The 21805-nt window shown below is 64.5% G+C and carries 23 protein-coding genes; 17 read left to right on the forward strand and 6 right to left on the reverse strand.

Translation table 11 applies throughout. The features are described 5' to 3' along the window. Positions 1–24: 24 nt before the first annotated feature. Positions 25–612, reverse strand: a complete 588-nt coding sequence (locus HZB49_RS29680; RefSeq protein WP_291617704.1) for a PadR family transcriptional regulator — start codon at positions 610–612, stop codon at positions 25–27. 203 nt (positions 613–815) lie between these two features. Here HZB49_RS29680 and HZB49_RS29685 point away from each other — a divergent pair, with 203 nt between their 5' ends. The 4 genes from HZB49_RS29685 (at position 816) to HZB49_RS29700 (ending at position 6768) form a co-directional block, all read left to right on the forward strand. After that, positions 816–1202 (forward strand): nuclear transport factor 2 family protein, encoded by a 387-nt coding sequence (locus HZB49_RS29685; RefSeq protein ID WP_291617705.1) that lies wholly within the window; start codon positions 816–818, stop codon positions 1200–1202. Positions 1203–1337: 135 nt separating this feature from the next. Further along, positions 1338–3128 carry an acyl-CoA dehydrogenase C-terminal domain-containing protein gene (locus tag HZB49_RS29690; RefSeq protein WP_291617706.1) on the forward strand — a complete coding sequence of 597 codons (1791 nt, stop codon included), beginning with the start codon at positions 1338–1340 and terminating at the stop codon, positions 3126–3128. 61 nt (positions 3129–3189) lie between these two features. Beyond that, a complete protein-coding gene (locus HZB49_RS29695; RefSeq protein WP_291617707.1) occupies positions 3190–4398 on the forward strand; it encodes an acetyl-CoA C-acetyltransferase in 1209 nt (402 codons plus the stop codon). A gap of 141 nt (positions 4399–4539) precedes the next feature. Beyond that, complete coding sequence (locus HZB49_RS29700; protein ID WP_291617708.1) at positions 4540–6768, forward strand: 3-hydroxyacyl-CoA dehydrogenase NAD-binding domain-containing protein; 2229 nt, start codon at positions 4540–4542, stop codon at positions 6766–6768. A 167-nt stretch (positions 6769–6935) separates the two neighbouring features. Here the strand turns inward: HZB49_RS29700 and gstA are convergent, their stop codons facing one another. After that, positions 6936–7547 carry a glutathione transferase GstA gene (gene gstA, locus HZB49_RS29705; RefSeq protein WP_291617709.1) on the reverse strand — a complete coding sequence of 204 codons (612 nt, stop codon included), beginning with the start codon at positions 7545–7547 and terminating at the stop codon, positions 6936–6938. A gap of 130 nt (positions 7548–7677) precedes the next feature. Between gstA and HZB49_RS29710 the strand changes: the two genes are divergently transcribed. The 3 genes from HZB49_RS29710 to HZB49_RS29720 all read left to right on the forward strand — a co-directional run bounded on the left by HZB49_RS29710 (position 7678) and on the right by HZB49_RS29720 (position 10299). After that, positions 7678–8169 carry a helix-turn-helix domain-containing protein gene (locus HZB49_RS29710; RefSeq protein WP_291617710.1) on the forward strand — a complete coding sequence of 164 codons (492 nt, stop codon included), beginning with the start codon at positions 7678–7680 and terminating at the stop codon, positions 8167–8169. Positions 8170–8265: 96 nt separating this feature from the next. Next, positions 8266–9636 (forward strand): glutamate--cysteine ligase, encoded by a 1371-nt coding sequence (locus HZB49_RS29715; RefSeq protein WP_291617711.1) that lies wholly within the window; start codon positions 8266–8268, stop codon positions 9634–9636. Positions 9637–9744: 108 nt separating this feature from the next. Next, a complete protein-coding gene (locus tag HZB49_RS29720; protein WP_291617712.1) occupies positions 9745–10299 on the forward strand; it encodes a PAN domain-containing protein in 555 nt (184 codons plus the stop codon). A 114-nt stretch (positions 10300–10413) separates the two neighbouring features. Here HZB49_RS29720 and HZB49_RS29725 read toward each other — a convergent pair whose 3' ends face one another. From HZB49_RS29725 to tldD, 3 genes are all read right to left on the reverse strand, one after another. After that, positions 10414–10983, reverse strand: a complete 570-nt coding sequence (locus HZB49_RS29725; RefSeq protein ID WP_291617713.1) for a nucleotidyltransferase family protein — start codon at positions 10981–10983, stop codon at positions 10414–10416. A gap of 132 nt (positions 10984–11115) precedes the next feature. Then, complete coding sequence (gene lepB / locus HZB49_RS29730; RefSeq protein WP_291617714.1) at positions 11116–11883, reverse strand: signal peptidase I; 768 nt, start codon at positions 11881–11883, stop codon at positions 11116–11118. Beyond that, complete coding sequence (gene tldD, locus HZB49_RS29735) at positions 11880–13304, reverse strand: metalloprotease TldD (RefSeq protein WP_291617740.1); 1425 nt, start codon at positions 13302–13304, stop codon at positions 11880–11882. Before tldD ends, lepB begins: the two co-directional genes overlap by 4 nt. A 225-nt stretch (positions 13305–13529) precedes the next feature. On the opposite strand from tldD, the gene HZB49_RS29740 reads away from it, so the two are divergent. Continuing rightward, a complete protein-coding gene (locus tag HZB49_RS29740) occupies positions 13530–13754 on the forward strand; it encodes a DUF433 domain-containing protein (RefSeq protein ID WP_291617715.1) in 225 nt (74 codons plus the stop codon). Continuing rightward, entirely contained in the window at positions 13751–14083 is a 333-nt protein-coding gene (locus HZB49_RS29745; protein ID WP_291617716.1) for a DUF5615 family PIN-like protein, read from the forward strand. The genes HZB49_RS29740 and HZB49_RS29745 overlap by 4 nt, the downstream gene beginning before the upstream one ends. Before the next feature lie 8 nt (positions 14084–14091). On the opposite strand, the gene HZB49_RS29750 is transcribed toward HZB49_RS29745, so the two are convergent. After that, on the reverse strand, positions 14092–14670 hold the full coding sequence (locus tag HZB49_RS29750; protein ID WP_291617717.1) for an invasion associated locus B family protein: 579 nt from the start codon (positions 14668–14670) through the stop codon (positions 14092–14094). A gap of 492 nt (positions 14671–15162) precedes the next feature. Between HZB49_RS29750 and coxB the strand changes: the two genes are divergently transcribed. The 8 genes from coxB to HZB49_RS29790 all read left to right on the forward strand — a co-directional run bounded on the left by coxB (position 15163) and on the right by HZB49_RS29790 (position 21791). Beyond that, positions 15163–15996: a cytochrome c oxidase subunit II gene (gene coxB / locus HZB49_RS29755; protein ID WP_291617718.1), complete on the forward strand. Its 834-nt coding sequence runs from the start codon at positions 15163–15165 to the stop codon at positions 15994–15996. A gap of 87 nt (positions 15997–16083) precedes the next feature. Next, entirely contained in the window at positions 16084–17715 is a 1632-nt protein-coding gene (ctaD, locus tag HZB49_RS29760; protein ID WP_291617719.1) for a cytochrome c oxidase subunit I, read from the forward strand. Positions 17716–17777: 62 nt separating this feature from the next. After that, complete coding sequence (locus tag HZB49_RS29765; RefSeq protein ID WP_291617720.1) at positions 17778–18716, forward strand: heme o synthase; 939 nt, start codon at positions 17778–17780, stop codon at positions 18714–18716. A gap of 18 nt (positions 18717–18734) precedes the next feature. Next, positions 18735–18899, forward strand: a complete 165-nt coding sequence (locus HZB49_RS29770; RefSeq protein WP_291617721.1) for a CoxF protein — start codon at positions 18735–18737, stop codon at positions 18897–18899. Positions 18900–18904: 5 nt separating this feature from the next. Further along, positions 18905–19525: a cytochrome c oxidase assembly protein gene (locus tag HZB49_RS29775; RefSeq protein ID WP_291617722.1), complete on the forward strand. Its 621-nt coding sequence runs from the start codon at positions 18905–18907 to the stop codon at positions 19523–19525. A gap of 64 nt (positions 19526–19589) precedes the next feature. Then, a complete protein-coding gene (locus HZB49_RS29780; protein ID WP_291617723.1) occupies positions 19590–20483 on the forward strand; it encodes a cytochrome c oxidase subunit 3 in 894 nt (297 codons plus the stop codon). A gap of 187 nt (positions 20484–20670) precedes the next feature. Beyond that, complete coding sequence (locus tag HZB49_RS29785; RefSeq protein ID WP_291617724.1) at positions 20671–21057, forward strand: DUF983 domain-containing protein; 387 nt, start codon at positions 20671–20673, stop codon at positions 21055–21057. Further along, positions 21054–21791 (forward strand): SURF1 family cytochrome oxidase biogenesis protein, encoded by a 738-nt coding sequence (locus HZB49_RS29790; RefSeq protein WP_291617725.1) that lies wholly within the window; start codon positions 21054–21056, stop codon positions 21789–21791. Before HZB49_RS29785 ends, HZB49_RS29790 begins: the two co-directional genes overlap by 4 nt. Positions 21792–21805 lie beyond the last annotated feature (14 nt).

The raw sequence follows: 21805 nt of genomic DNA on the forward strand, positions 1-21805 counted from the left end.
TCGAAACGCGATTCCCGCGCCGCCTCAGCCCTTGCCCTCCAGGGGGACCTCGCCGACCGGCGTGACGTTGGGGGCGGCGGCTCCGCTCGACAGCGCTTCGAGGGCTTCCTCGCACCATTCCACCACCGCCCGTTCATGGCGCACGCCGAGGCGGAGATTGAGCAGCTTGCCGAGATCGGCGTGAGCGGCGGTGCCGTCGGGAAAGCGCTTGGCCAGGATCCGCTCGTAGCGGGCCTGCCGGTCGCGATGGTGTTCCAGCCGGGCCATGATGTCGGCGCGCAGGGCATCGAGGTCGACCGCTTCGAGTGCAAACATCCGCACCAGCAGGTCGTCCTTGATCGAGGCCGGCCGGCTCGGCCGCGACGCCCATTGCTTCAGCGCCGAGCGGCCCTCGGGTGTCAGGGTATAGACCAGCTTGTTGGGTTTGCCGGTCTGCACCACCTCGCGCGCCTGGACATGGCCGCGGTCGCGCAGTTTGGAGAGCTCGCGATAGATTTGCTGGTGGTCGGCCTTCCAGAAGAAGCCGATCGAGGTGTCGAAGGTCTTGGCGAGCTCGTAGCCCGTCATCGGCCGTTCGGTCAGGCACGCAAGGATCGCGTCACCCAGCGCCACGCGCGGACCCTCCATTTTCGGGCAAGCCATTTTGGAGCAAGGCTGCATCTGTTCCTTGACACCTTATGCACAAAGGTGCATATGCGTCAATGTGCATAAGGGGCGGCGCGGAATTGAACCGCCGATCGGCCCGATGCTCGATATGGCGCGGCTGGAAGCCGGCGCCAGTGCAAATCGCGGCTTCATGCGAGAGGAGACGTCCGATGAGCTTGCCCGGCCTCGAGCGATGGTACCGTTTCATCAAGTCGCATGACCGGGCGGAACTGAAGGACATGCTCCACCCCGACGTGGTGTTCGAAAGCCCCGTGGTCCACACCCCGCAGCGCGGCGCCGACATCACCTTCAAATACCTGTCGAGCGCCATCAAGGTGCTGAACGGCGACAGCTTCAGATATCTAGGCGAATGGCGCGGCGATAATAGCTGTGTGCTGGAATTCGCCACCGAGATCGACGGCATCACCATCAACGGCGTCGACATCATCAAATTCTCAGACGACGGCCGCATCGTTCACTTCAAGGTGATGGTGCGTCCGCTGAAGGCCATGAATCTGCTGCACCGGCTGATGGGTGAACAATTGGCGATGCAGTGAGGCGATTAGTCCCGCAAATCGATGCGGCGCGGCTGTCTCGGATGTCAGGAACAAGATAAGGTCGGTGCCTGGACCGCGATTTGTTGGGCCGCAAAAGTTTCCCCCACATAACCCGCCACTAGCGGAGAGGACGCGATGCCAATCTACAAAGCCCCTGTGGAAGATGTGAGCTTCCTGCTCAACGACGTGTTCCAGATCGACCGTTACGACAATCTGCCGGGCTTCACCGACGCCTCCGCCGACGTGCGCGAGGCGATCCTCGGCGAAGCGGCGAAGCTCAGCGAGGAAGTGCTGCAGCCGCTCAATCGCGTCGGCGATCTCCAGGGCTGCAAGCGCAATGACGACGGCAGCGTCACCACCCCGAAGGGATTCAAGGAAGCCTTCAAGCAGGTCGCCGAAGGCGGCTGGCTCGGCCTTTCCGCGCCCGCTGAATATGGCGGGCAGGGGCTTCCGGTTACGCTGAGCCAGGTGGTCACCGAATTCCAGAGCGCAGCCAACATGGCGTTTTCGATGTATGGCGGCCTGACCATGGGCGCGACCGCCGCGCTGCTGGTGCATGGCAAGCCCGAACAGAAGAAGATGTTCGTGCCGAAGATGGTGGCGGGCGAGTGGACCGGCACCATGAATCTCACCGAGCCACAATGCGGCACGGATCTCGGCCTGTTGCGCACAAAGGCGGTCAAGCAGGCCGACGGCAGCTACAAGATCACCGGCACCAAGATCTTCATCTCGGCCGGCGAACACGACATGACCGAGAACATCATCCACCTCGTGCTCGCCCGCATCGAAGGCGCGCCCGCCGGCATCAAGGGCGTGTCGCTGTTCGTGGTGCCGAAGGTACTGGTCAATGCCGATGGTTCGCTCGGCGCACGCAACGGCGTGTCCTGCGGCTCGATCGAGCACAAGATGGGCATCCACGGCAATTCCACCTGCGTGATGAACTACGACAACGCCACCGGCTGGCTGATCGGCGAAGAGAACAAGGGCATGCAGGGCATGTTCGTGATGATGAACGAGGCTCGCCTCGGCGTCGCCGTGCAAGGCCTCGCGCAGTCCGAAGTCGCCTATCAGAACGCGGTCAATTATGCGCGCGAACGCCTGCAGGGTCGCTCGATCTCCGGCACCAAGGCGCCGGACAAGCCGGCCGATCCCATCATCGTGCATCCCGACGTGCGCCGCACGCTACTCACCATCCGCGCCTTCAACGAGGCGGCGCGCGCCATGGTGGTGTGGACGGCGCTGAAGAGCGACGTCGCGCATCGCTCTAGCGATCCCAAGGATCGCCAGGAGGCCGACGATCACATGGGCTTGATGACGCCCGTGATGAAGGGCGTGATGACCGGATCCGGGTTTGCCAACACCGTGCAGGCGCAGCAGATGTATGGCGGCCATGGCTACATCGCCGAACAGGGCATGGAGCAGTTCGTGCGCGATGCGCGCATTGCCATGATCTATGAAGGCGCCAACGGCATCCAGGCGCTCGACCTCGTCGGCCGCAAGCTGCCGCGGGACGGCGGCCGCGCTATCATGGCGTTCTTCGCCGAAGTTACCGCGTTCGCGAAGGAGAATGGCGGCAACGAGGCGATGAAGCCCTATGTCGCGCCGCTCTCCAATGCGCTCGGCCATCTGCAGCAGGCCACCGGTTGGCTGATGCAGAATGCGCTGGCCAAGCCCGACAATGCGGGCGCTGCGGCGACCGACTACATGGAATTGTTCGGCCTCGTCGTGTTCGGCTACATGTGGGCGCGGATGGCCAAGGTGGCGAGCGACAAGATCGCCGCTTCCGGCGCTACGCCCTACCTCAACACCAAGCTCGTTACCGGCAAGTTCTTCATGGAACGGATGCTGCCGGAAACCTCCGTACACCTCGCGCGCATCCAGACCGGCTGCGCCACCACGATGGAACTGGCGGCGGAAGCGTTCTGAAACCCTTCGCTTCCCGGCCAAAAACCGCTATAGATTACGATCATCATATAAGGAGGGCGCCATGCCTGAGGCATACATCTACGATCACGTCCGCACGCCGCGCGGCCGCGGCAAGGCCGACGGCTCGCTGCACGAGGTCACCGCGCTGGCGCTCGCCACCGTGCCGCTGCAGGCGCTGAAGGAGCGCAACAATCTGAAGGAAGACGTCGTCGACGACGTCATCCTCGGCGTGGTCGATCCTGTCGGCGAGGCCGGAAGCGACATCGCGCGCTTTGCCGCGTTGAAGTCCGGCCTCGGCGAAGCCGTGCCCGGCGTGCAGATCAGCCGCTTCTGCGCCTCCGGCCTCGATGCCGTGAATTTCGCGGCCGCCCAGATCATGAGCGGCCAGCATGAACTCGTGATCGGCGGCGGCGCGGAGTCGATGAGCCGCGTCGGCATCGGCGCCTCCGGCGGCGCCTGGCCGATGGACCCCTCGATGGCGGTGCCGGCCTATTTCATGCCGCAGGGCATTTCGGCCGACCTGATCGCCACCAAATACGGCTTCTCGCGCGACGACGTCGACGCCTACGCCGTGCAGAGCCAGCAGCGGGCTGCGAAAGCCTGGGACGAAGGCCGCTTCAACAAATCCGTGGTGCCGGTGAAGGATTTCAACGGACTCACCATCCTCGCCAAGGATGAGCACATGCGCCCGACCACGACCATGCAGTCGCTGGCGCAGTTGCAGCCGTCCTTTGCGGCGATGGCCGCGATGGCCGGCTTCGACTCCGTAGCAACGCAGTCGCATCCCGAGATCGAGAAGGTCAATTACGTGCATCACGCCGGCAATTCGTCGGGCATCGTCGACGGCGCGGGAGCTGTGCTGCTCGGCAGCAAGGAAGCAGGCAGCAAGCACGGCCTCAAGGCCCGTGCGAAAATCCGCGCCTTCGCCAATATCGGCTCGGAGCCCGCCATGATGCTGACCGGTCCGGTCGACGTCACCGAAAAGCTGTTCGAGCGCTCGGGCATGAAGAAGTCGGACATCGACCTGTTCGAGCTGAACGAGGCGTTTGCATCGGTGGTGCTGCGCTACATCCAGGCCTTCGACATCGACAACGCCAAGATCAACGTCAATGGCGGCGCCATCGCGCTCGGCCATCCGCTCGGCGCCACCGGCGCAATGATCCTGGGTACCGTGCTCGACGAGCTCGAGCGCACCAACAAGTCGACGGCGCTGGTGACGCTGTGCATCGGCGGCGGCATGGGCACCGCCACCATCATCGAGCGCGTGTAGGGGCCGTAGGGTGGGTTAGCCGAAGGCGTAACCCACCATGATACGGCGAACAAGGCGGTGGGTTACGCTTCGCTAACCCACCCTACGAGATCACAGGATCACCGCCGCGCCGCTTGGCAGCCGGCATCGAGGGAGCACCACATGGCTTACAAGAATTTCAAGTTCGAGACTGACGCCGACGGCATCGCGCTCGTCACCTGGGACATTCCCGGCCGTTCCATGAACGTGCTGGACGAGACCTCGATCAACGAGATCGAGGCGATCGTCAAGCAGACAACGGAAGACGCGGCCATCAAGGGCGTCGTCATCACTTCCAGCAAGGAAGCGTTCTGCGCCGGCGCTGACCTCACCATGCTGGAGGGCATGAGCCGCACCTATACGCAGCTCCTGAAGGAGAAGGGCGAGGTCGCCGCCAACCAGGTGCTGTTCGAGCAGAGCCGCCGCTTCTCGCAGGTGTTCCGCTCCATCGAGACTTCCGGCAAGCCGTGGGCCGCCGCGATCAATGGCCTCGCGCTCGGCGGCGGTTTCGAGATCACGCTGTCCTGCCACTACCGCGTCGCCGCGGAAAATCCCAAGACGCGGCTGGGGCTGCCCGAGATCAAGGTCGGCCTGTTCCCCGGCGCCGGCGGCACCCAGCGCGTGCCGCGCATCGTGCCGCCGCAGGATGCGATGCAGCTGCTGTTGAAGGGCGAGGCGGTCAATCTCGCCAGGGCCAAGGCGCTCAATCTCATTCACGCCATCGTGCCGGCCGCCGACATGATCAAGGCCGCCAAGGACTGGATCAAGGGCGGCGGCAAGGCTGTCGCGCCCTGGGACGAGAAGGGCTTCAAGCTTCCCGGCGGCCCCGTGTTCTCCAAGGCCGGCATGCAGATGTTCCCGGCGGGCAACGCGATCTACCGCCGCGAGACCTACGACAATTATCCGGCCGCGCGCGCCATCATGAGCTGCGTCTATGAGGGCCTGCAGTTGCCGATCGACGCAGCACTGCGCGTTGAGTCGCGCTACTTCACGGAAGTGCTGCGTTCCAAGGAAGCGGCGGCGATGATCCGCTCCCTGTTCCTGTCGATGCAGGAGCTGAACAAGGGCGCGCGCCGTCCGGCCAATGTGCCGCCGACGAAGATCAAGAAGCTCGCCGTGATCGGCGCCGGCTTCATGGGCGCCGGCGTCGGCTACGTCTCGGCCCGCGCCGGCCTCGACGTGGTGCTGATCGACCGCGACCAGGAGAGCGCCGACAAGGGCAAGGCCCACGCCAAGAGCGTGATCGACGGCCTGATCGCCAAGGGCCGCGCCAAGCCGGAAGAAGGCGACAAGATCATGTCGCGGATCACGGCGACCGCCGATTATGCCGCGTTGAAAGACTGCGACCTCGTCATCGAGGCCGTGTTCGAGGACCGCAAGGTCAAGGCGGACACCTTTGCCAAGGCGCAACAATACCTGAAGCCCGACGTGATCTTCGCCTCCAACACCTCGACCCTGCCGATCACCTCGCTCGCCGAAACTTTCAAGGACCAGGGCCGCTTCATCGGCATCCACTTCTTCTCGCCGGTCGACAAGATGATGCTGGTCGAGATCATCCTCGGCAAGAACACCGCCGACCCGGCGCTCGCCGCCGCGCTCGACTATGTCCGCGTCATCGGCAAGACGCCGATCGTGGTCAACGACTCCCGCGGTTTCTACGCCAACCGCTGCGTCGGCCGCTACATCGCCGAAGGCAACGAGATGTTCCTCGAAGGTGTGCCGCCGGCGATGATCGAGAACTGCGCCAAGATGGCCGGCATGCCGGTCGGCCCGCTCTCGCTGTCGGATGAAGTCGCCCTCGACCTCGGGCTCAAGGTGATCAAGGCGACCGAAGCGGACCTCGGCCCCAACGCCGTCAACCCCGATCAGAAGAAGCTGATGATTGAGCTGGTGGAGAAGCAGAACCGTCTCGGCCGCAAGAACGGCAAGGGATTCTACGACTATCCCGAGAAGGGCAAGGGCCAGAAGAGCCTGTGGCCGGGTCTCGCCGGCCTGCAGCCGAAGAAGCTCGACCCCGATACGCTCAGTGTCGAAGAGCTGAAGCAGCGCTTCCTGGTGGTGCAGGCGGTGGAAGCCGCCCGCACCGTCGAGGACAACGTCATCACCGACATGCGCGAGGCGGATGTCGGCTCGATCCTCGGCTTCGGCTTCGCGCCGTTCACCGGCGGCACGCTGTCCTATATCGACTTCATGGGCACCAAGAAGTTCGTCGAGCTCTGCCACAAGTTCGAAGCCAAATACGGCTCGCGCTTCACCCCGCCGAAACTGCTGGTGGAGATGGCCGCCAAGGGCGAGACCTTCTACGGCCGCTTCCCGCCGAAGAAGCAGCCCACCGCGCAGGCGGCGGAGTAGGTACCGCTGTCATTCCGGGATGGTGCGTTAGCACCAGACCACAGATGCGCAATTGCGCATCGGGGAATCTCGAGCTTCCGGGTTCGGCTCTGCGAGCCGCCCCGGAATGACGGAAAAAAGGGGCCGGATCATCGATCCGGCCCCTTTGCTTTTGTGAGTGCCGCGTCTCACGCCGCCTTCGTCAGCCCTTCCCTGGTCAGCGCTTCCTGCACCTTCGGGCGCGCGGCAACGCGGGCCTTGTAGGCGAGGAGGTGCGGCATGGCCGAGAGGTCGAACTTCATCCGCTCGGCCCAGCTCAGCATGGTGAAGAGATAGCCGTCGGCGACGGTGAACTGCTTGCCCATCAGGAAGTCGCGCCCGGCAAGCTGGCTGTCGAGATACTTGAACTTGCCCATCACGCGGTCCTTGAAGAAGGCTTTCGCGTCGTCGGCCAGCACCGGCGAGAACATCGGGCCGAAATTCTTGTGCAGCTCGGCGGTGATGAAATTCAGCCATTCGAGCAGCTTGTAGCGCTCGGCGCTGTCGCGAGCGGGCGCCAGGTCCTTGCCGGCCTTGTCGGCGATCATCTGCACGATGACCGGCCCCTCGGTGACGAGCTCGCCGCTGTCGAGCTGCAGCGCCGGCACCTGGCCCTTCGGGTTGACCTTCAGATAGTCGTCGCCGTTTTCCAGCTTCTTGGCGCGCAGGTCGACCTTGACCAGCTCATGGGGAAGGCCTGCCTCCAGCAGCGCGATATGGGGCGACAGCGAGCAGGCGCCGGGCGAATAATAAAGTTTCATCGGGTTTTCCTTCCCTTGGCTTATTGGTAATGGGCGGCGGGAGTGACTAAATGCATGTGCATGGAATAGTCAAGATTGATGCAGCTGCATTTAGTAGGCTACACTTCCTTGTGATACGGATGGGTCAGTCATGAAACGCAAGCCATCGACCGAGGCGACCGCCGCCTGGATCCGCCTGATGCGGGTGCAGAGCCGGGTGCTGGACGCCGTCGAGCAGGATCTGAAGAAGGGCGGCTTCCCGCCGCTCGCCTGGTATGACGCGCTGCTGGAATTGTCGCGCGCGCCAACCGGCGAGATGCGCCCGGTGGAACTCGAGAAGCAGATGCTGATCCCGCAATACTCCACCTCGCGCCTGATCGACCGGCTGGTCGACGAGGGGCTTGCCGTGCGCCGCGAATGCAAGATGGACAAGCGCGGCCAGTTCGTCGAGATCACCGAGACCGGGCGCGATCTGCAGAAGAAGATGTGGGGCGCCTATTCCGCCGCGATCGAGAAACATGTCGGCTCGAAACTGAGCGATGCCGATGCGCTGAAGCTTTGCGGCCTGCTCGACCGGCTGGGCTGTTCCTGCGGCGAAGTGAAGGCGGCTTCCGCCGCCAAAGAGGGCGCACCCGCCCGATGACATCGCCTTGTCCCGTTACCTCCGCTGCCCCCGGGGTCAGCGGATGCCCTGCCACCCGCGCGCGTTCGATCGCAGCGCCCTTGATCCGGAATTTCCATGGCGCGTGACCAGATCGATATGACGCCGCTGACGTCGCGCGACGAACTCGTCGCGTGGCTCTCCGCCGGCGTGAAGCCGAAATCGGAATTCCGCCTCGGCACCGAGCACGAGAAGACGCCGTTCACGCTCGAAGGCCACCGCCCCGTGCCGTATGAAGGCTCAAAAGGCATCGGCGCGCTGCTCGAGGGCATGAAGCTCCTGCTCGGCTGGGAGCCGATCATGGAGCGCGGCAACATCATCGGCCTCTATGACGTCACCGGCGGCGGTGCCATTTCGCTGGAGCCCGGCGGCCAGTTCGAATTGTCTGGCGCCCCCGTCGAGACCGTGCACCAGACGCAGGCCGAATTGATGGCGCATCTGGCCCAGGTCCGCGAGGTCGCTGCACCCCTGGGCATCGGTTTCCTCGGGCTCGGCATGACGCCGTCCTGGTCGCGGGCGCAGATCCCGGTGATGCCCAAGGGCCGCTACAACATAATGACCAGCTACATGCCGAAGGTCGGCCAATACGGCATCGACATGATGTACCGGACCTGCACGGTGCAGACCAATCTCGACTTCTCTTCCGAAGCCGACATGGTCAAGAAGCTCAGGGTTTCGGTCGCGCTGCAGCCGGTGGCGACCGCCTTGTTCGCCAATTCGCCCTTCACCGAGGGCAGGCCGAACGGCTTCCTCTCCTTCCGCTCGGAAATCTGGCGCGACACCGACAACGCACGCGCCGGCATGATTCCCTGGGCGTTCGAGGACGGCATGGGGTTCGAGCGCTGGGTCGACTATGCGCTGGACGTGCCCATGTATTTCGTCAAGCGCGGCGACGACTATATCGACGTCTCCGGCTCCTCGTTCCGCGATTTCTTCGCAGGGAAAAATCCCAAGCTGCCCGGCGAGCGGCCGACGCTGTCGGACTGGGCCAACCACCTCTCGACGATATTCCCGGAGGTGCGGCTGAAGCGCTATCTCGAGATGCGCGGCGCCGACGGCGTGCCGTGGGAGCGGCTGCCGGCGCTGCCGGCGTTCTGGGTCGGCCTGCTCTATGACGAGGTCAGCCTCGATGCGGCCTGGGACCTCGCCAAGCACTGGAGCGCGCATGAGCGGCAGGCGCTGCGCGATGACGTGCCGCGCTTCGGCTTCAAGGCGCGGATCAGGGACCGCTATCTGTTCGAGATCGCCAGGGAATGCGTCAAGCTCGCGCATGAGGGCCTGCGCCGGCGCGGCCATATCGACCATCTCGGGCGCGACGAGAGCCGTCATCTGGAACCGCTGGATCGCACCATCGATTGCGGCCGCACGCCGGCCGAGGAGATGCTGGAGAAATTCAACGGCTCCTGGAAGGGATCGGTGGAACCCGCCTACCGGGAATATGCTTTCTAGATCAGGAGTTTGAACCGCGTTCATCGGCCGTACAGGTTGCGCGCGTTCAAATGAGGCATCCCGCAATGCGTGCTTGCGGGCCGATGAGAATTCGAAAGCAGTGACGTGATGCGGATGGGCCGCCTGTTCGGGGCGTGGTTGGTTGCGCTCGCCCTTTGGGCGGCCGTCCTTCCGGCGCGGCCTGCGCTGGCCCAGGCCAATTTCGACCGGCCCGGCGGCGACTATACGAGCGTGCCGGTCATGTCGGGCGATCCTGCCGATTGCGCGCTGGTCTGCGAGCGCGACCGCCGCTGTCGCGCCTGGACCTTCGCCTATCCGACCGACACCGCCAGCGGCGCGGTGTGCTGGCTGAAGAGCAGCGTGCCGCCGCGCCAGCAGGACAATTGCTGCGTCTCCGGCGTGCGCGGCGCCGGCGTGGTCGAACCTCGTAACGATGCGGTCGAGACCTCGATCGACCGCTTTGGCGGCGACTACAGGAATTTCCAGCTCAACGCCGCCGATGGCGATGACGCCTGCAAGGCCGCCTGCACCGCCGACAACAAGTGCCGCGCCTGGACCTACGCGCGCCCCGGCTATGCCGGCAAGGACGCGCAGTGCTTCCTGAAGAAGGACATCAAGCCGCCGCGGAGGAAGGCGGGGTTCACGTCGGGCGTGGTGAGGTAGCGTCGCGGGGTGAGATTGCAGTCATTGCGAGGAGCGAAGCGACGAAGCAATCCATGGTACGGCAAGCGGGAAGCTGGATTGCTTCGCTTCGCTCGCAATGACGGTGTGGCGCGATCATGCGTCCGCCGCTAATACCGTCACCTCCGGCCACAGCGCCTTCCAGCGCGCCGCTTTCACCGCATAGTTATCCGCCGAAAAATTCGGTCCCGGATTCGGCCGCACGATGAGGTTGGCGGCATCGTCGAATCCGTCGGGCGCATACACGTCGTAGCCCTCGCGCGTCCGCCGCAGCCCGATCCGCGTATTCCTGGTCAGGAACCGGTCGATGCCGCCGGTCGAGCAGGTCAGCGGCGGGTAGGGCAGGCCATGCTTGTCCGGATACCAGAGGTGCACGCGCGCCTGGTTGCGCGCCTCGATTTTCACGCGGAGCTTTCGGAACGCCGCGTTCAATCGGCGGATCACGTCGTCCTCGGCCTCCCACGACGTGTCGCGGTCGAAATAGAACACGTCGTAATCGGCGATCCCGTAATCGACTGCACGACCGGTCTCAACGTTCCACACCGTCTGCACGAGGCAACCGGACACCAGCCACGCATCCGGCAATGCGAGGTGAAACAGCTCGTCGACAATGATCTTGTTGGCGGGGTTGCGCAGCGCGGCGGCGATGAATTCGTCGGAGGTCATGAAATATCCGTCGAAGAAACTGTAGGGTGGGCAGAGGCGCTCTTGCGCCGTGCCCACCTTCGCAAGCGTGCTCTCGGCGGTGGGCACGCTTCGCTTTGCCCACCCAACCTACGCCTTCACCTTGAGGAACTATCAGCGCACGGACGTAAAGAACCGGTCGACGCGAAAACCGGCGAGCCAGGTCCACACCGGCTGGCTGCGCATGCCCATGTCCCAGGAGCCGACCACGGCGTCCGCACGGCCGATCAGATTGTCGATCGGCAACAGCCCGACGCCGCCGTCGCGCACCGCAACGCGGCTGTCGGCGGAATTGTCCCGGTTGTCGCCGAGCACGAACAGCATGCCCGGCGGCACCGTCACCTCGGGCGTGTTGTCGAGCCGGCCGTTGTCGCGAATCTTGTAGATCCCGTGTTCGACGCCGTTCGGCAGCGTCTCGATATAGCGGCTGGCTTTCTCGGTGAAACCGCGGTCGTCCTCGGCCTCGCCGGTACCGTCGGGCTTGAGCGTGGCGGCATGGTTGTTGATGAAGAGCTGGCCTGCCCGCATCTGCACGCGGTCGCCGGGCAGCCCCACGACACGCTTGACCCAGGCCTGCGAGCGGTCGCCCGGCCAGCGGAATACGACGACGTCGCCGCGCTTGGGCGTGTCGCCGAACAGCCGGCCCGTCTCCGGCAGCGTGATCTGGATCGGCAGCGAGGCCGCGCCATAGCCGTAGGGGAATTTCGAGGCGACCAGCGCGTCGCCGATCAGGAGCGTCGGCTCCATCGAGCCCGACGGCACGTAGAAAGGCTCGGCAATCGCGCCCTTGGCGAGGAACACGCAGGCCACGATCGCCGCGACCTGCGCGACCTGCCCGCGCCAGGTTGAGGCCTTGCCGCTGGATGCTTCGCCGTCGCTCACGAGCCGGTACCTCCCACGGTGATGCGCTCCATGCGTAGCGTCGGCTGGCCGACGCCGACCGGTACGCCCTGGCCGTTCTTGCCGCAGGTGCCAATGCCGGTGTCGAGCGCGAGATCGTTGCCGATCATGGTGATGCGATTCAAATCCGTCGGGCCGTTGCCGATCAGCATCGCGCCCTTCAGCGGCGCACCCAGCTTGCCGTTCTCGATGCGATAGGCCTCGGTGCACTGGAACACGTATTTGCCCGAGGTGATGTCGACCTGGCCGCCGCCGAAATTGGCGGCGAACACGCCGTGCTTCACCGAGGCGAGAATTTCGGCGGGATCGCGGTCGCCGGCCAGCATGTAGGTGTTGGTCATGCGCGGCATCGGCACATGGGCATAGCCCTGGCGGCGGCCGTTGCCGGTCGGCTTCATGTTCATCAGCCGCGCGTTCTGGCGGTCCTGCATGTAGCCGACGAGGCGGCCGTCCTCGATCAGCACGGTGCGGCTGGTCGGCGTGCCCTCGTCGTCGATGGAAAGCGAACCGCGCCGCGAGGACATCGTGCCGTCATCGACCACGGTAACGCCTTTTGCGGCGACCTGCTGGCCCATCAGGCCGGCAAAAGCGGAAGTCTTCTTGCGGTTGAAATCGCCCTCGAGCCCGTGGCCGACGGCTTCATGCAGCATCACGCCGGGCCAGCCGGCGCCGAGCACCACGTCCATCTCGCCGGCGGGCGCAGGAACGGATTCCAGATTCACCAGGGCCTCGCGTAGCGCGCCGTCGGCGGCCTCACGCCAGTTCCTGCTCTCGATGAAGCGCGCATAGCCCTCGCGCCCGCCATAACCCTTCGAGCCGCTCTCCTGCCGGTCGCCTTGTCCCGCGACAACGGAAATATTGACGCGCACCAGCGGGCGGATGTCGCGATAGGCCTCGCCGTCGGGCCGCAGGATTTCGACGACCTGCCAGGTCGCGCCGAGACTGACGGTCACCTGCCGCACCCGCGGGTCTTTATCGCGCACATAGGCGTCAATCTCGGCCAGCAGCTTTACCTTGGCCTCGAACCCCGGCGCATCCAGTGGATTGTCGTCGCTGTAAAGCTTGACGTTGGTGTGCGCCGGAGCGGCGGCAAACGTACCCGTGTAGCCGCCGCGCACGGCAGCCACCGCATCCGCCGCGCGGATCAGCGCCGGCAGCGACACGTCGGAGGAATGCGCATAGCCGACTGCATCGTCCTTCACCGCGCGCAGGCCAAATCCCTGCGAGGTGTCATAGGTCGCCTGCTTCAGCCGCCCATTGTCGAACATCAGCGCTTCGGTCTGCCCATATTCCAGGAACAGTTCGCCATCGTCGGCCCCGGCCAGCCGCCGCGCCACCTCGCGGCGGACGGCATCGCGATCGAGATTGGCGCGGTCGAGCAGGGAGGTTGTGGGGTTCATCAGTCAGGGTCCGTTGTGGGGGGCTTGAGACGCAAGATAGTTGCTTCCTGGCAGTTCCGCGAGGGGCGGAATCCGGCTGCTCGCGCAAGAATGATGACTTTGCCGCAGATTGTTGTTCCGATTGGGACAGCCATCGAAGGCTCGCACAGCCGCCTCTTGGCAGCTTGCCCCCGCATCGTTCCGCGAAACCTTGCTGCACTGAGCCCTGAATGATGGTAGATTCTTGCCATGGACTACCAGCACATCATTTCCATCGAGCCGGGCAAGCGCGGCGGACGTCCGTGTGTCCGGCACCTGCGTATTGCGGTTGCGGACGTGCTGGGTTGGCTCGCCGCGGGCCAAACGCATGAGCAAATCCTCGCCGACTTTCCCGAATTGACCGATGACGACATTCGAGCGTGCCTGGCATTTGCCGCCGACCGTGAAAGGCGACTGATCACTGCCTCGACATGAAGCTGTTGTTCGACGAAAATCTCAGCTTCAAGCTGTGCGAGTCCATCGCGGACCTTTTTCCAGGATCGAACCACGTCAGGCTGTTGGGCTTGTCTGAAGCCGCCGACCGCGCCGTATGGAATTATGCCAAGGCCAACGGGTTCACGATCGTTTCTCAGGATGCCGATTTCGCTGAAATGGCCGCATTGCTGGGCTCGCCGCCGAAGGTGATCTGGTTGCGCGCCGGAAACCAATCGAAAACCGTGATTTCGACATTGCTTCGGCGCCATGCCGATCTGATCAACGAGTTCGGAAATGACGACAATGCAGCCTGCCTTGAAGTGTATTAGGCGGCTCCCTACGGCAACTTGTCATACCCGTCCGACAGTCCGTTCAGGCTGAGCGGAAAGCCGATACCCTCTTCGGGGGTCTCGAAGATGATGAAGGTCGCGGTTTTCGCGCCCTTGAGCTGGCCGAGCAGCTTGTCGTCCATCATGACTTCGGCGACGCAGCCATTGGGCAGGCAGCGGACGAAGCCGGCGCGACCCACGTCCTGGTTATCCAGTTTGAGGCCGAGGCCCGAGGGCAGCAGCACGCCGAGCGGCGCGACCACGCGCATCAGCTTGCTCTTCTGGTCGGCGGTCTTGAGCACGATCACGGTCAGGCCCGCATTGGAGCGGTCCTCGGCCACCACGCTCTGGATCAGGGCGCATTGTTCGCCCTGTGCGCCCGGCGGAGTGTCGCAGCGGATCTGCCAGTCGCCATGCACCGAGCGCACCGCGCCTTGGGCATGGGCGGCTCTGGTCAGGGCGATTTGGGCGAGGGCGAACAGCAGGGCTGCCGCGAGCAGGGCGCCCGCCAGACGGAAAAATATTTCCGCATGCGCCGGGCCGCGGGATATCGCTTGGGATGTCGCTTGCCGCTTCAAGAGCCGCATCCGGGTCGATCCTTCGATAAAGGCCGGGTTGGCCTGCGGTATTTTCGCCCCCAACCCGACAGCAACACTGCACTGATACTGAAATCTCGGCGCCTTGAAGGCGTCCTTGTCGCCGTCCCCCGCCCGAAAGCATGGCTATATCGGCCGAATCAGCTTGCCGCGGGGAGCGCCTTCTGTGCGTACATCGGGCATTCCGGCTGTCAAGCGCTGCCCGTGCCGGAAAAAACGCCTTTTGCCTGATTTCTCGGAAAAAATCGGCATCCACCGGAGAGGTGGCTGCATCGGACCTTGTCCCCCACTACTGCATTGCGAGCGCCCTAGAATTATGGTTTGAGAGGCTGGATTTGGACGCGTTCTAGCGATCTGGCCCCGGTTGTTCCAAGGTAATCCCAAGGTACTTCCCAAAAGGCCGTTTGTCGGGGGGCGGATCGCCGCATAGGACGCCGTCCGGCGCCATGCTTTTGGGGAACTTCTTTAGGGAGCGCAGGCGACATGAACCTGTCGAGGATTGGCCATCGGTTGCTGGGTTTGGCGGTGGCGGGCGCAGCACTTGCGGGCGGCGGAGCGGCCTTTGCCGAGCTGGGACAGCCGAAGCCGTGGGAAATGACGCTGCAGGAATCGGCCTCGCCGGTGATGGACAACATCATCTGGTTCCACAATTTCCTGCTCGTGCTGATCACCGTGATCACGCTGTTCGTGCTGGCGCTCTTGATCATCGCGATCGTCAAGTTCAACGCCAAGAGCAACCCGGTCCCGTCCAGGACCACCCACAACACGCTGATCGAGGTGGCCTGGACGCTGATCCCGGTACTGATTCTCGTCGGCATCGCGGTGCCGTCGTTTCGGCTGCTGTTCCTGCAGCTCGACCTGCCGAAGGCCGACCTCACCGTGAAGGCGACCGGCAAGCAGTGGTACTGGAGCTACTCCTATCCCGACCACGGCAAGTTCGAATTTGATTCGCTGATGGCGCAGGACAAGAAGCCGCGCCTGCTCGCGGTCGACAACGAAATGGTCGTTCCCGTGAACAAGGTGGTCCGTATCCAGACCACCGGTGCCGACGTGATTCACGCCTTCGCGGTGCCGGCCTTCGGCATCAAGATCGACTCGATCCCGGGCCGCCTCAACGAGACCTGGTTCAAGGCCACCAAGACCGGCATGTTCTACGGCCAGTGCTCGGAGCTGTGCGGCAAGGATCACGCCTTCATGCCGATCGCGGTGCGCGTGGTGAGCGACCAGGAATTCGCAGCCTGGATCGAGACCGCAAAGAAGAAGTATGCGACCAACCCGGGCAACACGTTTGCCTCGGCGGGCGCGGCTGCGCATTAAGCGAAACGCTTCGCGACGCGGCTTTTAGGACAAGGGCGACGGGACCGGCAGGGTCCCACAGGGGACTGCAAGGCAGGATTTAAGAAGATGGCAACTTCCGCAGCGACACACCACGATCACGCCCAGGGACACGGACATGACGATCACGCGCATGCGCACCCGACAGGGTGGCGGCGCTGGCTGTATTCGACCAACCACAAGGACATCGGCACGATGTACCTGGTGTTTGCGATCGTCGCCGGGTTCATCGGCGGGTTCATGTCCATCATGATGCGCATCGAGTTGATGTTCCCGGGCGTGCAGATCTTCCACGAAACGCACATCTTCAACGTCTTCGTCACGGCTCACGGTCTGATCATGGTGTTCTTCATGATCATGCCGGCCTTCATCGGCGGTTTCGGCAACTGGATGGTGCCGTTGATGATCGGCGCGCCCGACATGGCGTTTCCGCGCATGAACAACATCTCGTTCTGGCTGCTGCCGGCCTCCTTCTCGCTGCTGCTGATCTCGGCCTTCGTCGAGGGCGAGCCGGGCTCGCCGGGCGTCGGTGCCGGCTGGACGGTCTATGCGCCGCTGTCGACCTCGGGCCATCCGGGGCCGGCGGTCGATTTCGCGATCCTGTCGCTGCATCTGGCCGGTGCGTCGTCGATCCTCGGCGCCATCAACTTCATCACCACCATCTTCAACATGCGCGCGCCGGGCATGACCCTGCACAAGATGCCGCTGTTCGTGTGGTCGATCCTGGTGACGGTGTTCCTGCTGCTGCTGTCGCTGCCGGTGCTCGCCGGTGCGATCACCATGCTGCTCACCGACCGTAATTTCGGCACCACCTTCTTCTCCGCCGACGGCGGCGGCGACCCGGTGCTGTTCCAGCATCTGTTCTGGTTCTTCGGTCACCCCGAAGTGTACATCCTGATTCTGCCGGGCTTCGGCGTTGTCAGCCAGATTGTCTCGACCTTCTCGCGCAAGCCCGTATTCGGCTATCTCGGCATGGCCTACGCCATGGTCGCGATCGGCGCCATCGGCTTCGTGGTGTGGGCGCACCACATGTACACCGTCGGCATGAACTCGGCGACGCAGGCCTATTTCCTGGCCGCCACCATGGTGATCGCGGTTCCGACCGGCGTGAAGATCTTCTCCTGGATCGCGACGATGTGGGGTGGCTCGATCGAGTTCAGGACGCCGATGGTCTGGGCGATCGGCTTCATTTTCCTGTTCACGGTCGGTGGCGTCACGGGCGTCGTGCTCTCCAATGCCGGCGTCGACCGCGCACTGCATGAGACCTACTACGTGGTGGCGCATTTCCACTACACGATGTCGCTGGGTGCCACCTTCGGCATCTTCGCGGCCTGGTACTACTGGTTCCCGAAGATGTCCGGGTACATGTACAACGAGACGCTCGGCAAGGCGCATTTCTGGTTCACCTTCATCGGCGTGAACCTGGTGTTCTTCCCGCAGCATTTCCTCGGCCTCTCCGGCATGCCGCGCCGTTATGTCGACTATCCCGACGCGTTCGCCGGCTGGAACTACGTGTCATCGGTCGGCTCCTACATTTCCGGCTTCGGTCTCCTGATCTTCCTGTATTGCGTGATCGAGGCGTTCATGAAGAAGCGGGTGGCCGGCGACAATCCGTGGGGCGCCAGCGCCACCACCCTGGAGTGGACGCTTTCCTCTCCGCCGCCCTTCCACCAGTTCGAAGTGCTGCCGAAGGTGCAGTAAGCCAGTTGCGCGCGCGCCGGCCTGCCCGGCGCGCCGCCTGTTTCGAGATAGCGAGAGCAGACTTGTCGGTCGTCGATCACAACGCCATCGAACTCGGCCCGCGGATTTCCGAGGCCGGGGTCGGCGATTATCTCGCGCTGCTGAAGCCGCGCGTGATGTCGCTGGTGGTGTTCACCGCACTGGTCGGCCTGATGATTGCGCCGGTGCACGTGCACCCGGTGCTGGCGATCACCGCGCTGCTCTGCATCGCGGTCGGTGCCGGGGCTTCCGGTGCGCTCAACATGGCCTATGAGGGCGACATTGATGCGCTGATGACGCGCACCCTCAACCGGCCGATTCCGCGCGGGCGCGTCACGCGCGCCGAGGCTACGACCTTCGGCATGACGCTCGCGTTCTTCTCGGTGCTGACGCTCGGCATCCTCGTCAACTGGCTGGCCGGCGCGCTGCTTGCGTTCACGATCTTCTTCTATGTCGTGGTCTACACCATGGGCCTCAAGCGCTGGACCGCGCAGAACATCGTCATCGGCGGCGCCGCCGGCGCGCTGCCGCCGGTCGTGGCGTGGGCGGCGGCGACCGGCTCGCTCTCGGTCGAGCCGTGGCTCCTGTTCTCGATCATCTTCTTCTGGACGCCGCCGCATTTCTGGGCGCTGGCGCTGTTCCGCAGCGACGACTATGCCCGCGCGGGCGTGCCGATGCTTCCCGTCGTGGCCGGCCCCGATGCGACGCGGCTGCAGATCTTGCTCTACACCGTCGTGCTGGTGGCGGTGGCGCTCGCGCCCTGGCCGCTCGGCTATTTCGACGCGGTCTACGGCGTCACCTCGCTGGTAGCCGGCGCCGGCATGCTGTGGCTTGCCGTCGACGTCTATCGCCTGCGCGAGGGCACGGCCGCCGCGCGCGCCTCGCGAAGACTGTTTGCCTTCTCGATCCTTTATCTGTTCGCGCTGTTTGCGGTCCTCCTCGCCGGGGTCGTGTTCCGCGCCATTGCACCTTTGCTCTGGTAGGGGGCGCATGGAGCGGCAATGGACGAGCAACGGAACAAGGAAGGTATCGTCCTCACTGAGGCGCAAATCCGCAGCCGCCGGCAGCGTTCGATCGGCATTGCGCTGGCGCTCGGCGTTCTCGTCGTGCTGTTTTTCGCGGTCACCATGGTCAAGGGGCCGGTCGTTCTCGTCCGGCCGGTGTGAGTGACATGGAACGCGAAGCCAGCCAGTACCGGACCCGCAAGCCACGCCTCGGCCGCGATGCGCTGGTCGCGTCGATCTGCGGCTTCGTGGTGGTGCTGATGGTCGGCGCCTCCTACGCCGCCGTGCCCTTCTACAACTGGTTCTGCCGCGTCACCGGCTTCAACGGTACCACGCAGGTGGCGACCTCGGCGCCGGCTTCCGCGCCCTTGGCGCGCAGGATCGCGGTGCGTTTCGACGCCAATGTCGGCCCCGGCCTGCCCTGGAAGTTCGAGCCGGAGCAGACCGAGATCGAGATCCCGATCGGCCAGGTCGTCACCGTCTTCTACACCGTCACCAACCAGGCGGCGCGCACCACCGCGGGGCAGGCGGCCTACAACGTCACGCCGCTGACGGCCGGGGCCTACTTCCAGAAGATCAACTGCTTCTGCTTCACCGAACAGACCATGGCGCCGGGCGAGAAGCGCGAGATGCCGGTCGTGTTCTATGTCGATCCGCAGCTTGCGGCCGACGCCGAGAACGACGGACTGAACACCATCACGCTGTCCTACACCTTCTATCCCGTGCGCGATCCCGCTGCCCGGCCGCTTGCGGCAGGCGAGGGCGACAGGCGCAAGGGCAACCTTTGACGTTCTGAATTGATACCGTGCTTGATACGTGTCCTTGGGGCACGGCACTAATGGGGAGACTGCAATGGCCGCACAAGCCAAGCATCACGACTACCACCTCGTCGATCCGAGCCCGTGGCCGGTCGTAGGCTCGATCTCGGCCTTCATCATGGCCATCGGCGCCATCGGCTGGATGCACCACATGTTCAAGGCCGCGCCGATCGTGTTCGGCATCGGCACCGTGGGCGTGCTCTACACCATGGCGAGCTGGTGGGCCGACGTCATCAGGGAGGCCCAGCACAAGGGCGACCACACCCGCGTGGTGCAGATCAGCCATCGCTACGGCATGATCCTGTTCATCGCCTCCGAGGTGATGTTCTTCGTCGCCTGGTTCTGGGCCTTCTTCAATTCAGCCCTGTTCCCGGCCGACGCCATCCAGGCGACCCGCGATGCGATCTTCGGCTGCGGCCCCGGCACCGCCATGGGTGCCTGCGCCGTGCCCGGCACCTGGCCGCCGAAGGGCATCGAGACCTTCGACCCCTGGCACCTGCCGCTGCTCAACACGCTCTTGCTGCTGACCTCCGGCACCACGGTGACCTGGGCGCACCATGCGCTGCTGGAGAACGACCGCCAAGGCCTGAAATACGGCCTGATCCTCACCGTCATCCTCGGCGCCGCCTTCACCTGCGTGCAGGCCTATGAATACGCGCACGCCTCGTTCCACTACTCCGGCAACATCTACGGCGCGACCTTCTTCATGGCGACCGGCTTCCACGGCTTCCATGTGCTGGTCGGCACCGTGTTCCTGCTGGTCTGCCTGTTCCGCGCCTATGCCGGCCACTTCACGCCGAAGCAGCACCTCGGCTTCGAGTTCGCCGCCTGGTACTGGCACTTCGTCGACGTGGTCTGGCTGTTCCTGTTCATCTGTATCTATATCTGGGGTCGCGGCGCCGAGATCGCCGGCCACGCCGCGCACTAGGAGCGGAGATCGTGTTAGGAAGGGGCGGCCTCCGGGCCGCCCTTTTTTCTTACCCTCGCCCCCTGTGGGAGAGGGTCGCTTCGCGCATTGAAGCAGGGTGAGGGGTCTGTCTCCGCGGATAGAGACCCCTCATCTGTCGCGCTTCGCGCGCCACCTTCTCCCACAAGGGGAGAAGGAAGGGGGATACATGAACGAAACGCCACCCACCCTCACCGAAAGCGCGCTGCGCGGCATCGCCTGCAAATGCCCGCGCTGCGGCAAGGGCAAGATCTATTCGGGCTTCCTGACCCTGCGGCCCGCTTGCGAGGCCTGCGGGCTCGACTTCGCCTTCATGGATTCCGGCGACGGGCCGGCGATCTTCATGATCATGATCGCGGGCGCCATCGTGGTCGGCGCCGCGCTGATCGTCGAGATCAAGTATCAGCCGCCGTTCTGGCTGCATGCCGCGCTGTGGCTGCCGCTAATCCTGGCGACCACGCTGTTGCCGCTGCGCGCGATGAAGTCGCTCCTGATCGCGCTGCAGTACCACCACAAGGCCGCGCCTGGCCGGCTGATCGACCGCGCGCCGAAATGAACGCGCGGCGCCTCGGTTTCAGCCTGTTTACGCTTGCGATGGTCGCCGTGCTGATCGGCCTCGGCTGCTGGCAATTGCAGCGCCGCGCGGAGAAGCTGGCGCTGATCGCAGCGCTCGACGAACGGCTTGCGCTGGCTCCGGTGCCGTTGCCGCTGCCGGGCGAATGGAGCGCGCTGTCGCCGCCGAAAGACGAGTTCCGCCGCGTCGTCTTCACGGCGATCTACCCGCGATTGCCGGACGCGATGGTCTACGGCGCCGGCTCCGCCCTGCGCGACGACGTCGCCGGTCCCGGCGCATGGGCGTTCCTTCCGGCGCGGCTGGTCTCCGGCGAGATCGTCGCGGTCAATGCCGGATTCGTGCAGAACACAATGCAGGATCGCGCCCAGCAGGACCGCGCGGCAGGCCGGCTGGTCACCGGCCAGCCCGTCACGCTGACCGGCTACCTCCGCTTTCCCGAGAGCGCGGGTTCGCTGACCCCGTCGGAGAATACCGGCAAGCGGCTCTGGTTCGCGCGCGACGTTCCGGCGATGGCGCGCGCGCTCGACTGGGGATCCATCGCACCGTTCTATGTCGATCTGGAAACGCCGGTGCCCGACAGCGGCACGCCAAAGCCGGGTCCGCTCCGCGTCCGCCTGAAGAACGACCATCTGCAATACGCCATTACCTGGTTCGGTCTGGCGGCCGTCATGACGATCGCCTTCGGCTTCTGGCTGCGCGCGCAGCGGCGCGGGTAAGGCCTATCCCGCGC

It is taken from the genome of Bradyrhizobium sp. (genome assembly GCF_016219575.1).
In the GTDB taxonomy this organism is placed as follows: domain Bacteria; phylum Pseudomonadota; class Alphaproteobacteria; order Rhizobiales; family Xanthobacteraceae; genus Bradyrhizobium.

What these genes read in the sequence shown, in the direction of transcription:
- HZB49_RS29685 (WP_291617705.1), top strand. Translation starts at nt 816, where the DNA reads ATGAGCTTGCCCGGCCTCGAGCGATGGTACCGTTTCATCAAGTCGCAT.
- HZB49_RS29690 (WP_291617706.1), top strand. Translation starts at nt 1,338, where the DNA reads ATGCCAATCTACAAAGCCCCTGTGGAAGATGTGAGCTTCCTGCTCAAC.
- HZB49_RS29695 (WP_291617707.1), top strand. Translation starts at nt 3,190, where the DNA reads ATGCCTGAGGCATACATCTACGATCACGTCCGCACGCCGCGCGGCCGC.
- HZB49_RS29700 (WP_291617708.1), top strand. Translation starts at nt 4,540, where the DNA reads ATGGCTTACAAGAATTTCAAGTTCGAGACTGACGCCGACGGCATCGCG.
- gstA (WP_291617709.1), bottom strand. Translation starts at nt 7,547, where the DNA reads ATGAAACTTTATTATTCGCCCGGCGCCTGCTCGCTGTCGCCCCATATC.
- HZB49_RS29710 (WP_291617710.1), top strand. Translation starts at nt 7,678, where the DNA reads ATGAAACGCAAGCCATCGACCGAGGCGACCGCCGCCTGGATCCGCCTG.
- HZB49_RS29715 (WP_291617711.1), top strand. Translation starts at nt 8,266, where the DNA reads ATGGCGCGTGACCAGATCGATATGACGCCGCTGACGTCGCGCGACGAA.
- HZB49_RS29720 (WP_291617712.1), top strand. Translation starts at nt 9,745, where the DNA reads ATGCGGATGGGCCGCCTGTTCGGGGCGTGGTTGGTTGCGCTCGCCCTT.
- HZB49_RS29725 (WP_291617713.1), bottom strand. Translation starts at nt 10,983, where the DNA reads ATGACCTCCGACGAATTCATCGCCGCCGCGCTGCGCAACCCCGCCAAC.
- HZB49_RS29740 (WP_291617715.1), top strand. Translation starts at nt 13,530, where the DNA reads ATGGACTACCAGCACATCATTTCCATCGAGCCGGGCAAGCGCGGCGGA.
- HZB49_RS29745 (WP_291617716.1), top strand. Translation starts at nt 13,751, where the DNA reads ATGAAGCTGTTGTTCGACGAAAATCTCAGCTTCAAGCTGTGCGAGTCC.
- HZB49_RS29750 (WP_291617717.1), bottom strand. Translation starts at nt 14,670, where the DNA reads ATGCGGCTCTTGAAGCGGCAAGCGACATCCCAAGCGATATCCCGCGGC.
- coxB (WP_291617718.1), top strand. Translation starts at nt 15,163, where the DNA reads ATGAACCTGTCGAGGATTGGCCATCGGTTGCTGGGTTTGGCGGTGGCG.
- ctaD (WP_291617719.1), top strand. Translation starts at nt 16,084, where the DNA reads ATGGCAACTTCCGCAGCGACACACCACGATCACGCCCAGGGACACGGA.
- HZB49_RS29770 (WP_291617721.1), top strand. Translation starts at nt 18,735, where the DNA reads ATGGACGAGCAACGGAACAAGGAAGGTATCGTCCTCACTGAGGCGCAA.
- HZB49_RS29775 (WP_291617722.1), top strand. Translation starts at nt 18,905, where the DNA reads ATGGAACGCGAAGCCAGCCAGTACCGGACCCGCAAGCCACGCCTCGGC.
- HZB49_RS29780 (WP_291617723.1), top strand. Translation starts at nt 19,590, where the DNA reads ATGGCCGCACAAGCCAAGCATCACGACTACCACCTCGTCGATCCGAGC.
- HZB49_RS29785 (WP_291617724.1), top strand. Translation starts at nt 20,671, where the DNA reads ATGAACGAAACGCCACCCACCCTCACCGAAAGCGCGCTGCGCGGCATC.
- HZB49_RS29790 (WP_291617725.1), top strand. Translation starts at nt 21,054, where the DNA reads ATGAACGCGCGGCGCCTCGGTTTCAGCCTGTTTACGCTTGCGATGGTC.